The sequence below is a fragment of the Muricoccus radiodurans genome, from assembly GCF_050154705.1.
Lineage (GTDB): Bacteria > Pseudomonadota > Alphaproteobacteria > Acetobacterales > Acetobacteraceae > Roseomonas > Roseomonas radiodurans.
In genome coordinates this window covers 4,406,888-4,424,568 of sequence record NZ_CP189561.1, presented here as the reverse complement: position 1 = coordinate 4,424,568, position 17,681 = coordinate 4,406,888, and the positions used below count along the sequence as shown (strand labels likewise).

19 protein-coding genes are annotated in these 17,681 nt (G+C 72.7%); 13 read left to right on the top strand and 6 right to left on the bottom strand.

The window, feature by feature from the left end; genetic code table 11:
• Positions 1–2: 2 nt before the first annotated feature.
• Positions 3–908 (bottom strand): ABC transporter permease, encoded by a 906-nt coding sequence (locus ACP6CK_RS20785; RefSeq protein WP_426955215.1) that lies wholly within the window; start codon positions 906–908, stop codon positions 3–5.
• 95 nt (positions 909–1,003) lie between these two features.
• The gene (locus ACP6CK_RS20780) at positions 1,004–1,522 is read right to left on the bottom strand and encodes a glycine zipper 2TM domain-containing protein (protein WP_426955214.1); all 519 of its coding nucleotides are present in this window, start codon (positions 1,520–1,522) and stop codon (positions 1,004–1,006) included.
• A gap of 318 nt (positions 1,523–1,840) precedes the next feature.
• Between ACP6CK_RS20780 and ACP6CK_RS20775 the strand changes: the two genes are divergently transcribed.
• The gene (locus ACP6CK_RS20775; protein WP_426955213.1) at positions 1,841–3,310 is read left to right on the top strand and encodes a transglycosylase SLT domain-containing protein; all 1,470 of its coding nucleotides are present in this window, start codon (positions 1,841–1,843) and stop codon (positions 3,308–3,310) included.
• Positions 3,311–3,618: 308 nt separating this feature from the next.
• Here the strand turns inward: ACP6CK_RS20775 and ACP6CK_RS20770 are convergent, their stop codons facing one another.
• Positions 3,619–4,320, bottom strand: coding sequence for a response regulator transcription factor (locus ACP6CK_RS20770; protein WP_426955212.1), 702 nt, complete (start codon positions 4,318–4,320; stop codon positions 3,619–3,621).
• A 66-nt stretch (positions 4,321–4,386) separates the two neighbouring features.
• Between ACP6CK_RS20770 and ACP6CK_RS20765 the strand changes: the two genes are divergently transcribed.
• The 3 genes from ACP6CK_RS20765 to ACP6CK_RS20755 all read left to right on the top strand — a co-directional run bounded on the left by ACP6CK_RS20765 (position 4,387) and on the right by ACP6CK_RS20755 (position 7,685).
• Complete coding sequence (locus ACP6CK_RS20765; RefSeq protein WP_426955211.1) at positions 4,387–5,151, top strand: HugZ family protein; 765 nt, start codon at positions 4,387–4,389, stop codon at positions 5,149–5,151.
• A 163-nt stretch (positions 5,152–5,314) separates the two neighbouring features.
• The gene (gene pckA, locus ACP6CK_RS20760) at positions 5,315–6,922 is read left to right on the top strand and encodes a phosphoenolpyruvate carboxykinase (ATP) (protein WP_426955210.1); all 1,608 of its coding nucleotides are present in this window, start codon (positions 5,315–5,317) and stop codon (positions 6,920–6,922) included.
• A 34-nt stretch (positions 6,923–6,956) separates the two neighbouring features.
• The gene (locus tag ACP6CK_RS20755) at positions 6,957–7,685 is read left to right on the top strand and encodes a substrate-binding domain-containing protein (protein ID WP_426955209.1); all 729 of its coding nucleotides are present in this window, start codon (positions 6,957–6,959) and stop codon (positions 7,683–7,685) included.
• A gap of 85 nt (positions 7,686–7,770) precedes the next feature.
• Here ACP6CK_RS20755 and ACP6CK_RS20750 read toward each other — a convergent pair whose 3' ends face one another.
• The 3 genes from ACP6CK_RS20750 to ACP6CK_RS20740 form a co-directional block, all read right to left on the bottom strand.
• The gene (locus ACP6CK_RS20750) at positions 7,771–7,971 is read right to left on the bottom strand and encodes a hypothetical protein (RefSeq protein WP_426955208.1); all 201 of its coding nucleotides are present in this window, start codon (positions 7,969–7,971) and stop codon (positions 7,771–7,773) included.
• A gap of 271 nt (positions 7,972–8,242) precedes the next feature.
• On the bottom strand, positions 8,243–8,611 hold the full coding sequence (locus tag ACP6CK_RS20745) for a bleomycin resistance protein (RefSeq protein WP_426955207.1): 369 nt from the start codon (positions 8,609–8,611) through the stop codon (positions 8,243–8,245).
• Positions 8,608–9,513 carry a bifunctional helix-turn-helix transcriptional regulator/GNAT family N-acetyltransferase gene (locus ACP6CK_RS20740; protein ID WP_426955206.1) on the bottom strand — a complete coding sequence of 302 codons (906 nt, stop codon included), beginning with the start codon at positions 9,511–9,513 and terminating at the stop codon, positions 8,608–8,610. The genes ACP6CK_RS20745 and ACP6CK_RS20740 overlap by 4 nt, the downstream gene beginning before the upstream one ends.
• 198 nt (positions 9,514–9,711) lie before the next feature.
• On the opposite strand from ACP6CK_RS20740, the gene ACP6CK_RS20735 reads away from it, so the two are divergent.
• The 9 genes from ACP6CK_RS20735 to ACP6CK_RS20695 all read left to right on the top strand — a co-directional run bounded on the left by ACP6CK_RS20735 (position 9,712) and on the right by ACP6CK_RS20695 (position 17,681).
• Positions 9,712–10,386, top strand: coding sequence for a transglycosylase SLT domain-containing protein (locus ACP6CK_RS20735; RefSeq protein WP_426955205.1), 675 nt, complete (start codon positions 9,712–9,714; stop codon positions 10,384–10,386).
• Between the two features lie 235 nt (positions 10,387–10,621).
• A complete protein-coding gene (locus ACP6CK_RS20730; RefSeq protein ID WP_426955204.1) occupies positions 10,622–10,804 on the top strand; it encodes a Flp family type IVb pilin in 183 nt (60 codons plus the stop codon).
• Between the two features lie 81 nt (positions 10,805–10,885).
• On the top strand, positions 10,886–11,389 hold the full coding sequence (locus tag ACP6CK_RS20725; protein WP_426955203.1) for a prepilin peptidase: 504 nt from the start codon (positions 10,886–10,888) through the stop codon (positions 11,387–11,389).
• Positions 11,390–11,395: 6 nt separating this feature from the next.
• Positions 11,396–12,367 carry a Flp pilus assembly protein CpaB gene (cpaB, locus tag ACP6CK_RS20720; RefSeq protein ID WP_426955202.1) on the top strand — a complete coding sequence of 324 codons (972 nt, stop codon included), beginning with the start codon at positions 11,396–11,398 and terminating at the stop codon, positions 12,365–12,367.
• The gene (locus tag ACP6CK_RS20715) at positions 12,367–13,824 is read left to right on the top strand and encodes a type II and III secretion system protein family protein (protein ID WP_426955201.1); all 1,458 of its coding nucleotides are present in this window, start codon (positions 12,367–12,369) and stop codon (positions 13,822–13,824) included. The genes cpaB and ACP6CK_RS20715 overlap by 1 nt, the downstream gene beginning before the upstream one ends.
• A 5-nt stretch (positions 13,825–13,829) precedes the next feature.
• A complete protein-coding gene (locus ACP6CK_RS20710) occupies positions 13,830–14,108 on the top strand; it encodes a hypothetical protein (RefSeq protein WP_426955200.1) in 279 nt (92 codons plus the stop codon).
• Positions 14,108–15,331 (top strand): AAA family ATPase, encoded by a 1,224-nt coding sequence (locus ACP6CK_RS20705; protein WP_426955199.1) that lies wholly within the window; start codon positions 14,108–14,110, stop codon positions 15,329–15,331. The genes ACP6CK_RS20710 and ACP6CK_RS20705 overlap by 1 nt, the downstream gene beginning before the upstream one ends.
• Positions 15,328–16,707 (top strand): CpaF family protein, encoded by a 1,380-nt coding sequence (locus ACP6CK_RS20700; RefSeq protein WP_426955198.1) that lies wholly within the window; start codon positions 15,328–15,330, stop codon positions 16,705–16,707. Before ACP6CK_RS20705 ends, ACP6CK_RS20700 begins: the two co-directional genes overlap by 4 nt.
• Positions 16,708–16,715: 8 nt before the next feature.
• Positions 16,716–17,681, top strand: coding sequence for a type II secretion system F family protein (locus ACP6CK_RS20695; protein ID WP_426955197.1), 966 nt, complete (start codon positions 16,716–16,718; stop codon positions 17,679–17,681).

Genomic DNA, 17,681 nt, shown 5'->3' with positions numbered 1-17,681 from the left:
GCTCAGACCCAGAAGGCCAGCCGGCCGCGGAAGCGCATGAAGAAGGCGATCGCCACGGTCCCCAGCACGGCGGTGTAGAGGACCGCCGCCACCCAGGCCAAGGGCGGCCCGCCGCCCTCGAGCAGGGGCCCGCGGATCGTCTCCAGGATGGCGAAGAAGGGGTTCAGCGGCAGCCAAACGGCCAGTTCCTTCAGCAGCTCCGGCTTCCAGAGCACCGGCGTCATGAAGAAGGCGAGCTGGATGATGTTCTGCACGATCGGCCCGATGTCCCGGAACCGCGCGCACACCATGCCGAGCAGGAGGGAGGCGAAGAAGGCGTTCACCAGCAGCAGCAGCAGGCCCGGGATGGCCAGCAGCGCCACCGGTCCGGGCATGTAGCCGAAGATCACGAAGACCACGAGGATCATGGGCAGGCTGTGCGCCGCCGTCAGCACGTTGCGGAAGACGCTGCGCAGCGCGTGCACGGTGTAGGGCACGCGGATCTGGCGGATCACGCCCTCGGCGTTGATCATCGCCGTGCAGGCGTCCGTCACCACGCCGGAGATCGCGGACCAGACGACGAGGCTGACCGCGAGGTGCGGCAGGTAGTCCGCCAGCGTCAGCCCGAGCAGCCGGGAATACAGCGCCCCCAGCCCGCCGAGCATCAGCACGGTCGAGAGCGTCATCCAGAAGGGGCCGATGATGGAGCCGCGGTAGCGGTTGCGCAGGTCCAGCCGCGCCAGCGCCCAGGCCAGCCGCCAGGCGGTGAAGCCCGCCCGCAGGTCGTCCAGCGCCGCCTCCCGCCGCCGCGGCGTCGCGGCGTCGAAGACATAGCGGTCGGTTAGGGCATCCCCTGGGGCGGACGGCCCGGGCGGGGCGCGTTCCGGGCCGAGGCGTTCGGCGTCGGCGGGCAACGATCCGGCTAGCATGGGGCGGGCCTATACACCGGGGGGGCGCCGCCCGGCCAGCGGCGTGGCCGGTCCTCCTCGACGCCAGGGCCGGTGGCGTCCCGGGAGCCCGGACCTCAGGAAATCGGCGCCGGCCTCGGCGCCGGGGGTGCGCCGGCGGCGCGGCTGAGCCGGGTGCGGTCGCTGCGGGCGATGGCCACGCGCTCGCCGACCTGCAGCCCCTCCTCGTTCGTCTGCACGGTCTGGAAGTCGCCGCGCCCGTCCTCGCGCACGGTGAACTCCACCGCCCGGGACGTGGTCGCGCCACGCTCGATTGCGCCGCCCGCCAGTCCGCCGATGATGGCGCCGCCGATCCCCGCCAGCAGGCTCGTCCGCCAGTCGCCGCCGATGAAGGAGCCGGCCACGCCGCCGCCGAGGGCGCCCACCGTGGCCCCGGCCCCGCCGGGCGAGCCCTGGATCACCACCGGCCGCGTGCCGATGACCGTGCCGTAGGACACCCCCGCCACCTGCCCGACCGCGTGGGGACTGTAGATGGAGGCCGTCTGCTCCGGCGCGCAGGCAGGCAGGCCGGCGGCGAGGAGAAGGGCGGCGAAGCCGGCGCGAAGGGCGGAATGCGGCATGGGGGCGGCTGGCACGGGAGGCTCCGTCACGAGAGCGGCGAGGCCCCGGAGATGGCATCCGCCCCCCGCCCTGACCAGCCCGGTCGTTGCCCCGGAAGGCCCCGGCGGCCTTCCCTTGGCTGCGGCCGTGCCGCCACACCGCCGCAAACTCTCCTTGCCGCCGCCCCAAGCATCCGGTAGCCGTGACGGACGAACACCCGGAGGCTGTCGCCGAAGGGTCTTGCACCGGCATGGCCGGCGGCGCCGCGTGGGGACGCGGCACTGCCTTCTGTCATGCCGGTCCATCCGGCCGGGGCCTTTTGCCCGGCCCAGAAGGCAGGGGGATCGAGGGGGATGGCTCTCTTCGCGCGTGTGGGCTGCGGCGTGTCGCGGCCCGGCAACAGGGGCGCTCGTGCCCTGGCGGCACTCTCGCTGATGGCCGCGCTGGCGGCCTGCAGCACCCAGCCCGAAACCACGGCGCCCACGCCCATCTCCCGGGCCGGCCGGCCCACGAGCTACGATCCGCCCGGCCCGCCCTCCGATCCCTGGGGTCCCTGGATCCGCGAGGCCTCCGCCCGCTTCGACGTGCCGGAGCGCTGGATCCGCGAGGTGATGCGCCAGGAGAGCGCGGGCCGCGTCTCCGCCACCTCCCGCGTCGGGGCGATGGGCCTGCTGCAGCTCATGCCCGGCACCTACACCGAGATGCGCAACCGCCACGGCCTCGGCGACGATCCCTACCACCCCTGGGACAACCTGATGGCCGGCACCGCTTACATCCGGCAGATGTACGACCTCTTCGGCTCGCCGGGCTTCCTGGCGGCCTATAACGGCGGCCCGCGCCGGCTGGAGAACTACCTCTGGTCCGGCGGCCTGCTGCCGACCGAGACGCGCAACTACGTCGCGCGCATCGGCCCCCGCATCCAGGGCGCCGAGCCGAACCGCCGCGCGCCGGAAGAGGTTTACGCCGCCGCCGATATCGGCCTCTACCCGGCCGCGCGCCGCAGCGCCGACCCGAGCACGATGCTGGCCCTGCGCGAGCAGCGCCGCCTGCTGGCGGAGGAGCGGGCGCTGGCCATGGGCACGTCGCGGCCGTCCGCCGCCCCGGCGCCGTCTCAGCTCGCGAGCCTCGGCACCATCGTCAGCCGCATGGACCCGATCCCGGACGGTTCCACCTATGGCAGCGCGCCGGCTCCGGCCGCGCCCGCCTCCACCGTGGTCGCGCGGATGGATCCCATCCCCGATGGCTCCACCTATGGCAGCACGCCCACGCCGGCGGCCCCCCCGGGCATCGTGGTCGCCCGGATGGACCCGATCCCCGACGGCTCCACCTATCCGGCGCCGCCGCCCCCGGCCCCGCTCGCCATGCGAGACGAGCCCCTGCCGGTCCCGCCGCCCGCGGCCCCGTCGCGCGGCACCCAGTTCGCCGACGCGTCCCGTGCCCCGTCCGGGCGCCCGGCCAGCATCCCGTTCCAGGTCGCGCAGGATCCCCCGCGCGGCAGCAGCGGCCGCGGCGGTTTCTTCCTCGTTCCCCAGGCCCAGGCGAGCACCCTGCCGCCCGGCGTGATGCGCGCCGGCGCGGCGACGGGTTCGGGCAGCTGGGCGATCCAGGTCGGCGCTTTCGCGAGCGAGAACCTCGCGCGCGACGCCGCGGGCCAGGCCCGTGCCGGCGCCGGCGGGGGACGTGCGATGGTCATGGCGGTGGCCCAGGGCCGCTCGACCCTCTACCGCGCCCGCGTCACCGGCCTGTCGCGCGAGGCCGCCCAGACCGCCTGCAGCCGTACCCGCGGCGCCTGCGTGGTGATGTCGCCGGACTCGCAGGGCTGAGCGATCCCGGGGAGGCTCCGGCCTCCCCGGTGGCCCGGAGACGGGCCTGATACGAACGCATCGCGGCCGCTCGGGCGCGATGCCATGGCCAGGGTTCCCGCCACTCCAGGGGCCGTTCCTGTCTTTCCTCGCTTGATCGCCCTGTTCGGACCAGCCCTCACCGGCTGGTCACGCAGGCTGACGGGGCGTTCAGGGTCCCCATGGGCGGCTTCCCGATGGCCCGACCCGGACGGCTTGGTCCCGGCCCCATCCCAAGGGCGTCAGGGGAGGATGGCCGTTCTCCTCCCCCCGGACGCCGCCCGGCGTCGTCAGCTCTCCTTGTAGCGGTAGCCGATGCCGTAAAGCGTCTCGATCTGCTGGAAGCTGTCGTCCACCGCCCGGAACTTCTTGCGGACGCGCTTCACGTGGGAATCGATCGTGCGGTCGTCCACGTAGATGTTCTCGCCATAGGCGGCGTCGATCAGCTGGTCGCGGTTCTTCACCATGCCGGGGCGGGTCGCCAGCGCCTTCACCAGCAGGAACTCCGTCACCGTCAGCTGCACCGGCTTTCCCTTCCAGTTGCAGGTGTGCTTCGTCTCGTCGAGCACGAGGTCGCCCCGCGCGATGACGCCGCCCTGCGGGGCGCCGGAGCCCTCGGCCCGGCTCGCCTCGTTGCGGCGGAGCAGGGTGCGGATGCGCTCCAGCAACAGGCGCTGGGAGAAGGGCTTGGTAATGTAATCGTCGGCGCCGAGCCGAAGCCCCATCAGCTCGTCCAGCTCGTCATCCTTGGAGGTGAGGAAGATCACCGGCAGGGCGCTGCGCTGGCGCAGCCGCTGGAGCAGCTCCATCCCGTCCATGCGGGGCATCTTGATGTCCAGCACCGCGAGGTCGGCGGGGCGGGCGAGCAGGCCTTGCAGCGCGCTCTCCCCGTCCGTGTAGGTGCGGACGGTGAAGCCCTCCTGCTCCAGCGTCATGGAGACGGAGGTGAGGATGTTGCGGTCGTCATCCACCAAGGCGATGGTGTGGGGCATCGAAGCTGTCCCGGAAAGGGTCTGGGGCTACAACGCGCGAGTCTGCGCGCCGATTGTGGCGGGAGCATGAGCGAGGCCTTCGATCCCACCAAGCCGGGCGATCCCACCAAGCCGGGCGATCCCGCGGACCACGGCTTCGCCGCCCGGAAGGTGATGCGCGGCGCGTCCTCGGCCGCCCTGTCCACGGTGGCGGAGGGGGGACAGCCCTTCGTCTCCCTCGTCACCCCCGCCGTGGCGGCCGATGGGGCGGTGCTGCTGTGGCTGTCCAGCCTGTCCGAGCACACGCGCCAGCTCGAGCGCGAGCCCCGCTGCGCCCTGCTCTTCCAGGGCGCGGCGGAGGGACCGAACCCGCAGACGGCCCCGCGCGTCACCGTCACCGGCCTGGCGGAGCGGGTCGAGGACGCCGCGCTGAAAACCCGATGGCTGGATCGGCACCCCTACGCCGCGCTGTATGCGGGGTTCGCCGACTTCTCGCTCTGGCGGGTGGCGCCTGGGGGCGCTCTTCTGGTGGCAGGCTTCGCGCGGGCCCACCGCCTGCGGGCCTCCGCGATGCGGCCCGACCCCGACGCCCTCGCGGCCCTCGCCGCCGCCGAGGACGACATCCTCGGCCACGTGAACGCGGATCATGCGGACGCGCTGGCAGCGATCGCGGGATGGCTGGGCGGCGCGCCCGGCGCGTGGCGGATGGCGAATCTCTCGCCCGACGGTTGCGACCTCGTGCGGGCGGGGGAGGAGGTGCGGTTCCTCCCGTTCCACGCGCCCGCCACAACCGCAGGTGATGTTCGGACGGCGCTGGTGAACGCTGCGCGAAAGGCGCGCGGCGGGGCCTGAAACGGCGGGCGTCGGGGATGCGGGGTAACTGGTCGGATACTTTGCTCCGAAGCCCTGCTTGGCCCTAATTTGGTCTTCGACACCCGGCACACCGGGGCGTTCTCACCCGCATCCCTGCGCCGCCGCCCCAGGGGCGGGCGACCCCGGAGGTTCCTGTCTGACCATGAATGCTCATCGCATCATCCCCGCCCTCTCCGGCACGGGGGTGACGGCCGGCGCGGACGTCCACGCCAATCTCACCGCCGCCAGCCTGACCACCCACGCGCTGCGGCGCGGCGAGGGCCGCCTGTCCGCCGATGGCGCCTTCATCGCGGTGACGGGGCAGCACACCGGCCGCTCCGTGCAGGACAAGTTCGTGGCCGACGACCCGGAGGTCACGAAGGAGATCTGGTGGGGCAAGGTCAACCAGAAGCTGGACCCCGCGAAGTTCGACGCCTTCACCGCCCGCGTCCGCACCTATCTCGGCAGCCAGTCCGAGCTGTTCACGCAGGACCTCTATGCCGGCGCCGATCCGGCCCACCGGATCAAGGTGCGCCTGGTCACGCCGAATGCCTGGCACGCGATGTTCGCGCGCAACATGTTCATCCGTCCCCCGCAGGAGGAGCTGGCCGGCTTCGAGCCGGACTACGTCATCCTGCACGCGCCCGAGATGGACGCGAACCCCGAGACGGATGGCGGCCGCGCGGGCAGCACGACGCTGATCGGCCTGTCCTTCGCGAAGAAGCTCATCTGCATCGCCGGCACGAGCTACGCCGGCGAGATCAAGAAGAGCATTTTCACGGTCATGAACTGGCTCCTGCCCGCGCGTGGGGTGCTGCCGATGCACTGCTCGGCGAATGTCGGGAAGGCCGGCGACACCGCCCTGTTCTTCGGCCTCTCCGGCACGGGCAAGACAACGCTGTCCTCCGATCCCGAGCGCGCGCTGATCGGCGACGACGAGCACGGCTGGTCCGACCACGGCGTTTTCAACTTCGAGGGCGGCTGCTACGCGAAGGTCATCAAGCTTTCTCAGGAAGCCGAGCCGCAGATCTGGAACGCGTCCCACCGCTTCGGCGCCGTGCTGGAGAACGTGGTGGCCGATGAGCGCGGGCATCTCGACCTCGAGGACAACAGCCTCACCGAGAACACGCGCTCCTGCTATCCGATCGAGTTCATCCCGAACACGGTGCCGGGCGGCATGGCGGGGCTGCCGAAGAATGTGGTGATGCTGACGGCCGATGCCTTCGGCGTGCTGCCGCCCATCTCCAAGCTCGCCCCGGCGCAGGCGATGTACCACTTCCTTTCCGGCTACACCGCGCGCGTCGCGGGCACGGAGAAGGGATTGGGCAAGGAGCCGCAGGCGACCTTCTCCACCTGCTTCGGCGCGCCCTTCCTGCCGCGCCACCCCGAGGTCTACGGCAAGATGCTGGAGAGCCTCATCGCCCGCGACGGCGCGCAGGTGTGGCTGGTGAACACCGGCTGGACCGGCGGCGCCTATGGCACGGGCAAGCGCATGTCGATCCAGCACACGCGCGCCCTGCTGCGCGCGGCGCTGGACGGGTCCCTGGCGAAGGTGGAGTTCGTGCAGGAGCCCTTCTTCGGCCTGTCCATCCCGAAGAGCGTCCCCGGCATCCCGGCCGAGGTGCTGAACCCGCGCGAGTCCTGGGCCGACAAGGCCGCCTACGACAGGACGGCGCGCGACCTGCAGGCGCGGTTCGAGAAGAACTTCGAGACCTTCGCCGGTGCCGTCAGCGATGCGGTGAAGGCCGCGGCGATCCGCGCCGCCGCCTGACCGAAGGCGGGTCCGCATGTTTTGGACCCGCAGGATGGTGACCGCCGCCGGGCTGATCGGCCCGGCGGCGCTGGCGCAGGGCGGCCCGGAGATCCTGGCCGCCGAGATCCTGGCAGCCGGGGCGACGCAGCACGGCCTGGCCGCGCTGCTGGCGTCCTGGCCCGGCCCCGGCCCGGCGCCGAGCGCCGCCTACGACACGGTCGGCGCGCAGCGGGACCGCGTGCGCGCCGGCGCCCGTCCGGCCGTCGTGACGCTGAGCGAGGAGGCGGTCGCCGCGCTTCGGCGCGAGGGTCTTGTGCATGGCGAGGCGGTGCCGCTGGGGCGCACGGGCGTCGGGCTCGGGGCGCGGGCCGGCTCCTCCCTGCCTGATGTGACGGACCTCGAAAGCCTGCGCCGGGTGCTCGCGGCGGCGGAAAGCGTGGGCTGGGCGGACCCGGCGCGCGGCGCCACCGCCGGTCGGCTGTTCCAGGCCGCGCTGGACTCCATGGGGCTCTCGCTTGGCCCACGCGGCCGACTGTTCTCCTTCGGCGGAGAGGGCGTGGAAGCGGCCGGTCGTGGTGAGGTGGAGGTCGCGGTCAGCCAGGCGACGGAACTGCACGGCCGGCCGGGGGTGCACTTCCTCGGCCACTTGCCGGAGCCCTTCCAGGCCTGGACAGGCTACGCGGCCGTCGCCGTCACGCCCGGTGCGCGGGCCGACTCCATCCTGGCCGTGATGGCCAGCCCCGCCGGGCAGGCGGCGATGCGGGCGACCGGCTTCTCCTGACACCCGCGCGACAGCGGCCGCTCTTTCCGCGGCAGCCTGACAAAAAATAGATGGGGGGCCGGGGGAATCCTTTCCCCCGGCCCTGCTACTCCATCGTCTTGTGACCGGGCTGCCCGCGCGCCGCCTTGGCGCTGGCCGTCCCCTTGTTCGTGTCCACGCGGTCGCCTTTCGACGCCGCTTCCTGCGTGACGCCCGGCCCGGCCTGGGTGCCGGCGGCATTGCTCTCTCCGCCCTTGCCGGAGTTCAGCTCCTCAGCGCGGCGGTCGGCTTTCTTCGCGGTGGTCATGCGTGTCACTCCCGGAACTCGAAGGAGACGCGCTGACGGGCGTCCGGTTTCGATGCCACGCACCCTTCGCACGGAAGGCCGCGCGACGAAGCGGCACCTTCACCGGCGTCGCTCCGAGATGCGGACCCATCGAGCGAACGGTTCGCGTCCCACGCAGACCGTCGCGCCACGCCACACGGTCCGGGACGTCACGATCCCGACGAGCGGCGTCAGCGGCGCCTGCGCTCCGGTCGAGGTGGCGGCTCAATCCGATCGAAGACAGCGCCCCGCGTCAGGCGCGGAAAATCTCCCGCCCGAAGGTGAGGCGATGGCCGTCGGGATCGCGGACCGACATCTCCCGCATGCCGTAGGAGAGGTCCGTCGGCGCGACCTCGATCTCCTGCCCGCGGGCGACCAACTCCCGGTGCAGCGCGTCCACGTCGGCGACGAAGACGTACAGGGCGGTGCGCCCGATGGTCGGGTCCTGCGTCTTCGGCATCAGGTGCAGGGAAAGGGCGTCGCGCTCCACGATGGCATAGGTCGCGGGCTGGCCCATGCGGTGGTGCAGGGTGAAGCCGAGGCGGTCGACATAATGGGCGATGGCCGCTTCCACCTCCGACACGGCCAGGACCGGGGCGACGGAGAGAAGGCTGCGGGTCACAGATCACGCTCCCAGGTCTCGGAGACGAGGGACTGCCCGAAGGCCTCGTTCGGTTCGGCCGTGACGAGGCGCCAGCCGGCGGCGGCGTAGATCGCGCGGGCGGCGACGAGGCAGGACTGCGTCCAGAGCAGCATGCGGCGGTACCCGGCCTCCCGCGCGAAATCCTCGGCCCGGCGGACGAGGCGGCGGCCGAGGCCCATGCCCCGCGCCGACGGCTCCAGCAGGAGAAGGCGGAGCTTCGCGACATCGTCGTCCACGCGGACGACCATAACCGAGCCCAGCCGCTCGCCGCCGCGCTCCGCGAGGAAGGCCGCCTCGCGCGCGGGGTCGTGGCCGTCGAGGAAGTCGGCGCAGATGCGGGCCACCAGCGCCTCGAAGCGCGCGTCGAAGCCCCACTCGGCGGCGTAGAGCGCGCCGTGACGTCCGATCATCCAGCCCAGGTCGCCGGGACGGTGGGGACGGACCACCGGCTCCGCCTTCGCGGGATCAAGGACGGAGAGCATGGCGTCCGCGGCGCCCGCCAGGCGGTCTCGGTCGGGATCGGGAAGCGCCTGGAGGATCGTGGCGACATGGTCCCGCGCGCCAGAGTCCAGCCGCGCGAAGGCGGCGCGCCCTGTGGCGGTCAGGTGCAGGGGACGGCGGCGCGCATCAGCGGCGGCAGGCGGGCGGCTGATCCAGTCGCGGTCCGCGAAGCGCGCGAGGATGCGGGAGACCTGCCCCTCATCCAGGCCGAGTTCCTGCGACAGCGCCCGGGCGGTCCGCCCCTCCTCTGTTGCCAGCTCGTAGAGAAGCCGCGCCTCGGTAAGCGGAAGATCGCCGCCGGGCAGCGGGCCGAGGGCGCCGATCTGCCGGGTGAAGGCCCGGGACAGGCGGCGGATCGTGGCAACCTGGGTATCGGACATTCCCGGACAGTCGCCGTTTTGCTTGACGACGTCAAGGTTCTAGCCCGTTCCGCGTGATGCGCCCCGCTCTCCAGGTCCAGCTCTGGAATGAAATCTTCCCCCTGACTCGCCGGTAACGCGGTGTTTGCCAGTGACAGCGATGCTTCACCCGATTGGGGAGACCGGATGCCGGGATCAGGGGCACGCAGCGGAAGACGCATGGGCCTCGCGGTCGCCCTACTCCTCTTCGGGTCCCTCCCGGCCTGGGCGCAATCCTGCGAGGAGGCGATCGCCGCCGCCGAGCCCGCCTCCGGTCTTCCATCCGGTCTGCTCGGCGCCATCGCTCGCACCGAGAGCGGCCGATACGACGCAGCCGCCCGCCGCGTGATCCCCTGGGCCTGGACCATCAACGCCGCCGGATCGGGCGCACATTTCCCGACGCGGGAGGAGGCGATCGTCCGCACGCGGGGGGTGATCGCGCGCGGCACGTCCTCGGTGGATGTCGGCTGCATGCAGGTGAACCTGCGCCACCACCCCGACGCCTTCGCCTCGCTGGAGGAAGCCTTCGACCCGCACGCCAACGTGGCCTACGCGGTGCGCTTCCTCACCGCGCTGCGCCAGCGCTACGGCGACTGGCCCGGGGCGGTCGCGGGCTATCACTCGGCCGATCCCGCGCGGGGCTCGTCCTATCTCCGCCGGGTGAACCTCGCCTGGGCCGGCGCGGCGCCGGGGCCGGAGTTCTCGTCCGCCTCGACAGCCGCGGCGCCAGCCCCGGACCGCATCGTCCCGCGCGTCGCGCCCGCGGCGTCGCGGGTGCAGGTGTTCACCCCCACCGCGCTGACCCCCACCGCCCGGCCGATGAGCGTCGTCATCCTCATGCCGCGCCGCGGCTGAACGGCCGCGCGATTCTTCACGCCGGTCCACCCCGTCTCAACCGGCCATTCATGAATCGGGCGTAGAACGAGGGCAGGGCCGAGCGCCCAAAGGTTCCCAGTGGATCAGTGGTTTAGCCAAGATTAACGGTGTCTCTAATTCTACGCGGTGGCTGCTGACCTCCCCGACAAAAGGTCGCCCGCAGGATCTCGGCGGGTGCGGAACAGCAGGCAAACGGACTGGAAGGACAGGGGTCATGAACGACGTAGTGAGCATTCTGAAGACCGCGCGCGGGCTGGTGAAGGACCGCAAGGGCGTGACCGCGCTCGAATACGGCCTCATCGCGGCCTTCATCTCGGTCGTGCTGATCGCGGTCGTGCCCGGCATGGCCGCCGGCCTGCGGACGACCTTCACGCGCATCACCGCCAGCCTGACCTGAGCGGCTGGGGCCGCTCGCCGGAGCGGCCCCGCCCCGGACAGGTCGGTCGTCGGCAGCAACGCCAGGAAGGGGGCGCTGATCGTGGCCATCGCAGGGATCGAGACGCTCCTCCTCTCGGGCGCGGCCGGCGCCCTCCTCCTCGCCTGCTGGCACGACGTCGCCACGCGCACCCTGCCCGACGGCATCGCCGCCCTGCTCGCGCTCGGCGGGGCCGCGGCGCAGTTCCTGGCCGGCGATCTCGGCGGCAGCCTCCTCGTCGCAGCGCTCGTCCTCCTCGGCGCCGCCGTCGCGTGGCGGTCCGGCGCGCTGGGCGGTGGCGACGTGAAGCTCCTCGCGGCCTGCGCGCTCCTCGCCGGTGCGGCGCGGGTGCCGCTGCTGCTGGTCGGCACGGCGCTGGCCGGTGGGCTCCTCACCCTGCCCTATCTTCTCGGGCGGCGCTGGCCGCCCGCCATCCCCGGCCGCGCTGCGAGCCTTCCCGCCCGCGTCTGGCGGGCGGAGCTGCGCCGGATCGGGCGCGGCGGCCCGCTGCCCTACGCGTTGGCCATCGGCGCCGGCACCGCCCTCACCCTCCTGGATCGGAGCTGACGCGCGATGCGGGCCGTCCTTCTCGTCTTCATGCTCCTCGCGGCCGTGGCCGTCGGCGGCGTCGCCTGGATCAGCATGACGCCCGAGCCCCCGCCCGTGGCGGAGGCGCCGCCCGAGGTGCCGCGCGCGGCCTTCCTCGTCGCCGCACGTCCCGTCCGCGCCGGCGCCCTGCTCCGCGCCGAGGATCTCGGCACGGTCGAGATGGAGATCCCCTCCGCCCCCTTCGGTGCCGTGCGCGACAGCCGCGAGGCGCGGGAGGAGATGACGGGCGCGATGGCCCGCCGCACCCTGCCGCAGGGCGACCCGATCCGCCCGCACGACGTGCTGCGGCCCGGGGATCGCGGCTTCCTCGCCGCCGTGCTGGCACCCGACATGCGCGCCTTCGCCGTCTCCGTGGACGCCACGACCGGCGCTGCCGGCCTCATCTGGCCGGGGGACCGCGTGGACCTGCTGCTCACCCAGCAAATGAACGAGGAGGCGGTGCCCGTCTATCGCCGTCTTTTCGGCGAGACGGTGCTGACCGACGTGCGCGTGATCGCCGTGGACCAGGCCATCGTCCAGGGCGCGGTGGGCGAGGCGCCGGACGCCAACCGACAGCAGTCCCGCACCGTCACGCTCGAGCTGACGGCGCGGCAGTCGGAGGTGGTGGCGGTCGCGACCCGCCTCGGCCGCCTGTCGCTCCTGCTCCGCTCGGCCGCCGACCCGGCGCCGGCGGACGCGATCGCCGCCAGCGCGCGGGATGACGTGTTCGGGCCGCAGGCGATGGCGCGTCCCGCGATGGACTTCGCGCCCCGCGCATCGCGGGCAAACCGCGCATCGGACCAGTCGGTCCCGGTTCCGCCGGGTCCCGCGCCATCGGGCCCGGTCTGGGCCGGCGATGTCTCGCCGGGGCTGCGGCAGGGCCGCGCGGACTCGGCCCCGCCCCGGACGCTCCAGATCTACCTCGGCGGCAGCCGACGCGAGGAGTACCGCTTCTGATGCGATCCGTCGCCCTGGCCATGATGGCCCTCTCCGCCCTTCTGCGGCCCGCCGCGGCGCAGACGGAGCTGCCGCCCATCCCGGGGGTCGCGCCGCCGAACCTCGGGACGGGCAGCGGGGCGACGCCGACGCTCATCCCGATGCGCACGATGACCGAGCGCGGCAGCGTGGCGCAGCGCGCCGGCCAGCCCATCGCGCTGGAGGCCGGCAGCGGCCGCATCCTGCAACTCGGCCGGGCGGCCGCCAGCGTCTTCGCCGCCGATCCGCGCGTGCTGGAGGTGCGCCCCGCCAGCCCCACCAGCCTCTTCATCTTCGGCGTCGCCCCCGGCCGCACGACGATCGCGGCGCTGGATTCCAGCGGCGCGCCGGTGGCGCAGTACGAGATCACCGTCCGCCCCTCCGCCTATGGCGCGGGGGAGGCGCAGGCGACGATCAACCGCCTCATTCCCGGCGGCCGCATCCGGGCGGAGACGCGCGGCAACGGCATCGCGCTCTCGGGCGAGGCGAACTCCGCCGCCGATGCGGACCGTGCCGTCGCCATCGCCCAGGGCTACGTCACCGAAGGGCAGGTGGTGGACAACCGCCTGACCGTGCTCGGGCAGGTGCAGGTGAGCCTGCGCGTCCGCATCGCCGAGGTCTCGCGCGAGGTGACGCGGCAGCTCGGCGTGGACTGGCAGTCCATCGGCACCGTCGGCCGCTTCGCCGTCTCGCTCGCCACGCCGAACGCCATCGCCGACGCCCTCGCCCCCTCCAGCCGCCTCGCCCTCGGCTTCTCCTCCGGCTCGACCGACATCAACGCCTTCATCGACGCGCTCGCGCAGGACCGGCTGATCAACGTCCTGGCCGAGCCGAACCTGACGTCGATGAGCGGCCAGACCGCCTCCTTCCTCGTCGGCGGCGAGTTCCCGATCCCTGTGGCGCTGCGGGACAACGTGGTGTCCGTGCAGTTCCGGCAGTATGGCGTCTCCCTCGCCTTCATCCCGACCGTGCTCAGCCAGGGCCGGATCAGCCTGCGCGTCCGCCCGGAGGTGAGCGAGCTGTCCGACCAGGGCGCGGTGCGGCTGACTGCCGGCAACTCCTCCATCCAGATCCCGGCGCTGACGGTGCGGCGCGCGGAGACGACCGTGGAGCTCGGCAGCGGCCAGTCCTTCGCCATCGCGGGGCTGTTGCAGGACAGCTCCCGCAACCTCTCCCGCGCCGTGCCCGTACTGGGCGAGATCCCGATTCTCGGCCCGCTCTTCCGCTCCAACCGCTACCAGCGGAACGAGACGGAGTTGGTGATCATCATCACGCCCTACATCGTCTCCCCCGTCGGAGACCCGGTGGCGCTACGCGCGCCGACGGACCGCTTCCTGCAACCCACCGAGTCCGAGCGCCTGGTGCAGGGCCGCCAGCAGGGCCGGCCGCGCGTGGCCGGGTCCCGCCCGCCCGGCCAGGCCGGCTACGTGCTGGACTGATCGCGATGGCCCTCCGGCACATCCCTCTCCTGCCCCTGCTCCTCCTCGCCTGCGCGGAGGATCTCGACCCCTATACCCGTGCCGGCAGCTGGCGCCCGACCGGCATCAACGAGAGGAACCTGCGCGTCATGGTCGCGCAGCCCCGGGAACTCGTCCGCGGGACCGGCGCCGTGGGGACGGACGGGCAGCAGGCCGCGGACGCCGTCGCGCGGCTGCGCACGGACCGCGTGCGCGCCCTGCCGGACAGCAGCATCGTCCGCCTCGGCACCGGCGGCACGCCCTGATGAGCGGCGCGAGCGCGGCCGCGCGGGAGGAGGGCGACGCCGCCTCCGCCCGGCCGGACCGGAAGGCCCTGATCTGCTTCGTCGCTGACGCGGATACCGAGGCGGCGGTGCGCAATGGCCTGAGCGCCGTGCCGCTGCCGAGCGCGGACTTCCTCAAGGGCGACGTGCGCCGCGCCATCGCGACGCTGCAGGAAAGCCCGACGCCGCTCGCCCTCATCGTGGACGTCTCCGGCCATCCGCAGCCCCTCGCGGCGCTGGAGGACCTCGCCGGCGTGGTGGAGCCGGATGCGCGCGTCTTCGTCATCGGGGACCGGCAGGACCTCTCCTTCTACCGACAGGTCACGCAGGGCCTCGGCGTCGCGGACTACCTCTACAAGCCCGTCACGCCGGCGATGGTGGCGGAGACCTTCGGCCACCACCTCGCGCGCCGGCGGGACGCGCTGGGCCGCGCGCGCGGCGGGCGGCTCATCTCCATCACCGGGGCACGCGGCGGGGTCGGGGCCTCCACCATCGCGGTCAACCTCACCTGGCACCTCGCGAACGTGGCGCACCGCCACACCGTCGTGCTGGACGCCGACCTGCACCGGGGCTGCGTGCCGCTGCTCCTGAACATCGCCGCCGGCACCGGCCTGCGCACGGCGCTGGAACACCCGGAGCGCGTGGACGAGCTCTTCGTGGAGCGCTCCGCGATCGTCCAGTCCGACCGGCTCCACGCGCTCGCGAGCGAGGAGGCGCTCGGCAAGGACCCGGTGCAGCAGCCCGGCGCCTGCGCGCACCTGTTGTCCATGCTGCGGCGGCGCTACGCGCTGATCGTCGCCGACACGCCGCTGCTGCCCGGCCCGATGACGCGGGAGATCCTGGACGCCGCGCAACAGCGCGTCATCGTCATGGAGCCGACCCTGGCCGGCATCCGGGACGCTCTGCGCCTGCTCCAGATGCCGCCCGGCCCGGCCCAGGCGCACCGGCCGATCATCGTGCTGAACCGCCACAACCGCCGCGGCGCCCTGCCGATCGCCCGCGTGTCCGAGACGATGCGGATCGAGCCCGACATCCTCCTGCCCGACCTGCCCGCCGGGGTAGAGGACGCGGCCACCATGGGCGAGCCCGCGGCGAAGGGGAATCGCGCTTTCGCCGCTGGCATCGCCGCCCTGGCGCAGGCTGCCGCGGGCATCGTCACCGCCACCGCGCCGCGCCGCGGCCTGTTCGGGCTCTTCCGCCGATGAGCGCTGCCACCCTCGCCCCCAGCTTTGGCCGCCGCCGCCACGAGATCGAGACCCCTCAGTCGCCGCCCCCGTCGGAGCCGCCGCCGGAGGCGCGGCCGGTCCCCGGCCGCCCCTTCCAGCCCGGCTCCCTGACGGAGCTGCGCGCGCTCTGCCTCGCGCGACTCGATCCGGGCATCGTCGCCACCATCCCGGCCGAGCGCCTGCCCGCGGAGGTGGAGCGGCTGCTGGCCGACATCGCGAACGAGCAGCGCATCCAGCTCAACGCGCGGGAGCAGCGGCAGCTCGCGCTGGAGCTCGTGGACGACATGCTCGGCCTCGGTCCGCTGGAGCCGCTGCTGGAAGACGAGACGATCACCGACATCATGGTGAACGGCCCGGAGCGCGTCTTCGTGGAGCAGCGCGGGAAGCTCGTGCAGTCCAACGTGCGCTTCCGGGACTCGCAGCACCTCGCGAACATCTCCCAGCGCATCGCCTCCTCCATCGGCCGCCGGATCGATGAATCCAGCCCGATGGTGGATGCGCGCCTGGCCGATGGCAGCCGCGTGAACATCATTTTCCCGCCGCTGGCGCTGGACGGCCCCTGCCTCTCCATCCGCAAGTTCTCCCGCCGCAAGATCGACTTCGAGAAGCTCGTCTCCTTCGGGTCCATGTCGCGCGCCATCGCCCGCGTCCTCCAGGTCGCGGCGCGCTGCCGGCTGAACATCCTCGTCTCCGGCGGCACGGGCTCCGGCAAGACGACGCTGATGAACGCGCTCAGCCAGATGATCGACCCGACCGAGCGCATCGTGACGGTCGAGGACGCCGCGGAGCTGCAGCTCCAGCAGCCACACGTCGTCCGCCTGGAGACCCGTCCCGCCAGCCTGGAGGGCAAGGGCGAGATCACCCAGCGCGACCTGGTCCGCAACGCGCTGCGGATGCGGCCCGATCGGATCATCCTCGGCGAGTGCCGGGGGCCGGAGGCCTTCGACATGCTCCAGGCCATGAACACCGGTCATGACGGGAGCATGAGCACGATCCACGCCAACACCTCCCGCGATGCCATGTCGCGGGTGGAGAACATGGTGATGATGGGCAATCTCGGCCTGCCGACGAGGGCGATCCGCACCCAGATCGCCAGCGCCATCGACCTGATCGTCCAGGTGGAGCGCCAGCGGGACGGCGTGCGCCGCGTGCTGCAGGTGACGGAGATGGTCGGGATGGAGGGCGACGTCTTCTCCCTGCACGACATCTTCGCTCTCGAATACGAGGGCGACGGCATCAACGACCGGCTGAAGGTGCGCTATAAGGTCAGCCGCGCGCGCCCGGCCTTCCACGACCGCCTGGCCTATTTCGGCCAGGACTGGGCCTGGTCCCAGGCGCTGGACGACGCCGGCTGACGGCGGCCATGCACCTCAAGCCCCTTGCCCTCGCGCTCGTCGCCGTGCTGCTGCTCCTGATCGTGGCGGCGGCGCTGCTGATGACCGCCTCCCGCCGCCGGAAGGACTGGATCCGCCGGGTGGAGTCGGTGATCGACGGCCAGCGCGCGGCGAAGCTCGAATCCCCGGCCGTCCTGCCGATGCTGTGGCGGCGCGTCCTCGCCCATCCCGCTTTCGGGCGCGTGGCGACGATCCTCGGCATGGATCTCGGCCGGCTGGACGAGTACAGCCTGCGTTGGTTCATCGTCCTCGGCGCCACCCTCCTCGCCGCGCGGCTCGCAGGCGGGGTCGTGGCGGACGCGCTGTCGGACGCGCTCGTCCTGCCGGTCACGGTGGTGGTCTTCGTGCTCCTCTCCCGCAGCATCTTCGCCATGCTGGAGAAGCGTCGGCGGGAGAAGCTGTTCCGCCAGTTCCCGGATGCGCTGGCCCAGATCACCCGCGCCGTTCGCGTCGGCATCCCCGTGGTGGAAGCCATCCGGCAGGTTGCCGCGGAGGCGCAGGCCCCGACGGGCGGCGAGTTCCAGGCCATCGCCGACCGCCTCGTCCTCGGCGTTCCGCTGGACGAGGCGCTGGCCGACACCGCCATGCGCACCGGCGTGCCGGAATACCGCTTCTTCGCCACTGCCCTCGCCCTCCAGGCCCGCACCGGCGGTGGCCTGGCTGAAACGCTGGACAACCTCGCGGAGGTCATCCGCAAGCGCGTCGCCCTGCGGGAGCGCGGCTACGCCCTCGCGTCGGAAGCGCGGACGAGCGCGCTCATCCTCGCCTCCCTCCCCTTCTTCACCTGCGGCCTGCTCTTCGTGGTGAACCCCTCCTATGCCGCGCTGCTGCTGACCACGCAGAACGGCAAGATCGCCCTCGCTGCCGCCGCGGGGATGCTCACGATGGGAATGCTGACCATGCGCTTCATCATCCGGCGGGCCCTGTCGTCGTGA

Bases quoted from the DNA above. Each gene is read 5' to 3' on its own strand.
- pckA (WP_426955210.1), top strand. From the start codon at position 5,315: ATGAATGCTCATCGCATCATCCCCGCCCTCTCCGGCACGGGGGTGACG.
- ACP6CK_RS20695 (WP_426955197.1), top strand. From the start codon at position 16,716: ATGCACCTCAAGCCCCTTGCCCTCGCGCTCGTCGCCGTGCTGCTGCTC.
- ACP6CK_RS20740 (WP_426955206.1), bottom strand. From the start codon at position 9,513: ATGTCCGATACCCAGGTTGCCACGATCCGCCGCCTGTCCCGGGCCTTC.
- cpaB (WP_426955202.1), top strand. From the start codon at position 11,396: ATGCGGGCCGTCCTTCTCGTCTTCATGCTCCTCGCGGCCGTGGCCGTC.
- ACP6CK_RS20735 (WP_426955205.1), top strand. From the start codon at position 9,712: ATGGGCCTCGCGGTCGCCCTACTCCTCTTCGGGTCCCTCCCGGCCTGG.
- ACP6CK_RS20710 (WP_426955200.1), top strand. From the start codon at position 13,830: ATGGCCCTCCGGCACATCCCTCTCCTGCCCCTGCTCCTCCTCGCCTGC.
- ACP6CK_RS20765 (WP_426955211.1), top strand. From the start codon at position 4,387: ATGAGCGAGGCCTTCGATCCCACCAAGCCGGGCGATCCCACCAAGCCG.
- ACP6CK_RS20715 (WP_426955201.1), top strand. From the start codon at position 12,367: ATGCGATCCGTCGCCCTGGCCATGATGGCCCTCTCCGCCCTTCTGCGG.
- ACP6CK_RS20705 (WP_426955199.1), top strand. From the start codon at position 14,108: ATGAGCGGCGCGAGCGCGGCCGCGCGGGAGGAGGGCGACGCCGCCTCC.
- ACP6CK_RS20730 (WP_426955204.1), top strand. From the start codon at position 10,622: ATGAACGACGTAGTGAGCATTCTGAAGACCGCGCGCGGGCTGGTGAAG.
- ACP6CK_RS20785 (WP_426955215.1), bottom strand. From the start codon at position 908: ATGCTAGCCGGATCGTTGCCCGCCGACGCCGAACGCCTCGGCCCGGAA.
- ACP6CK_RS20770 (WP_426955212.1), bottom strand. From the start codon at position 4,320: ATGCCCCACACCATCGCCTTGGTGGATGACGACCGCAACATCCTCACC.
- ACP6CK_RS20755 (WP_426955209.1), top strand. From the start codon at position 6,957: ATGGTGACCGCCGCCGGGCTGATCGGCCCGGCGGCGCTGGCGCAGGGC.
- ACP6CK_RS20750 (WP_426955208.1), bottom strand. From the start codon at position 7,971: ATGACCACCGCGAAGAAAGCCGACCGCCGCGCTGAGGAGCTGAACTCC.
- ACP6CK_RS20775 (WP_426955213.1), top strand. From the start codon at position 1,841: ATGGCTCTCTTCGCGCGTGTGGGCTGCGGCGTGTCGCGGCCCGGCAAC.
- ACP6CK_RS20700 (WP_426955198.1), top strand. From the start codon at position 15,328: ATGAGCGCTGCCACCCTCGCCCCCAGCTTTGGCCGCCGCCGCCACGAG.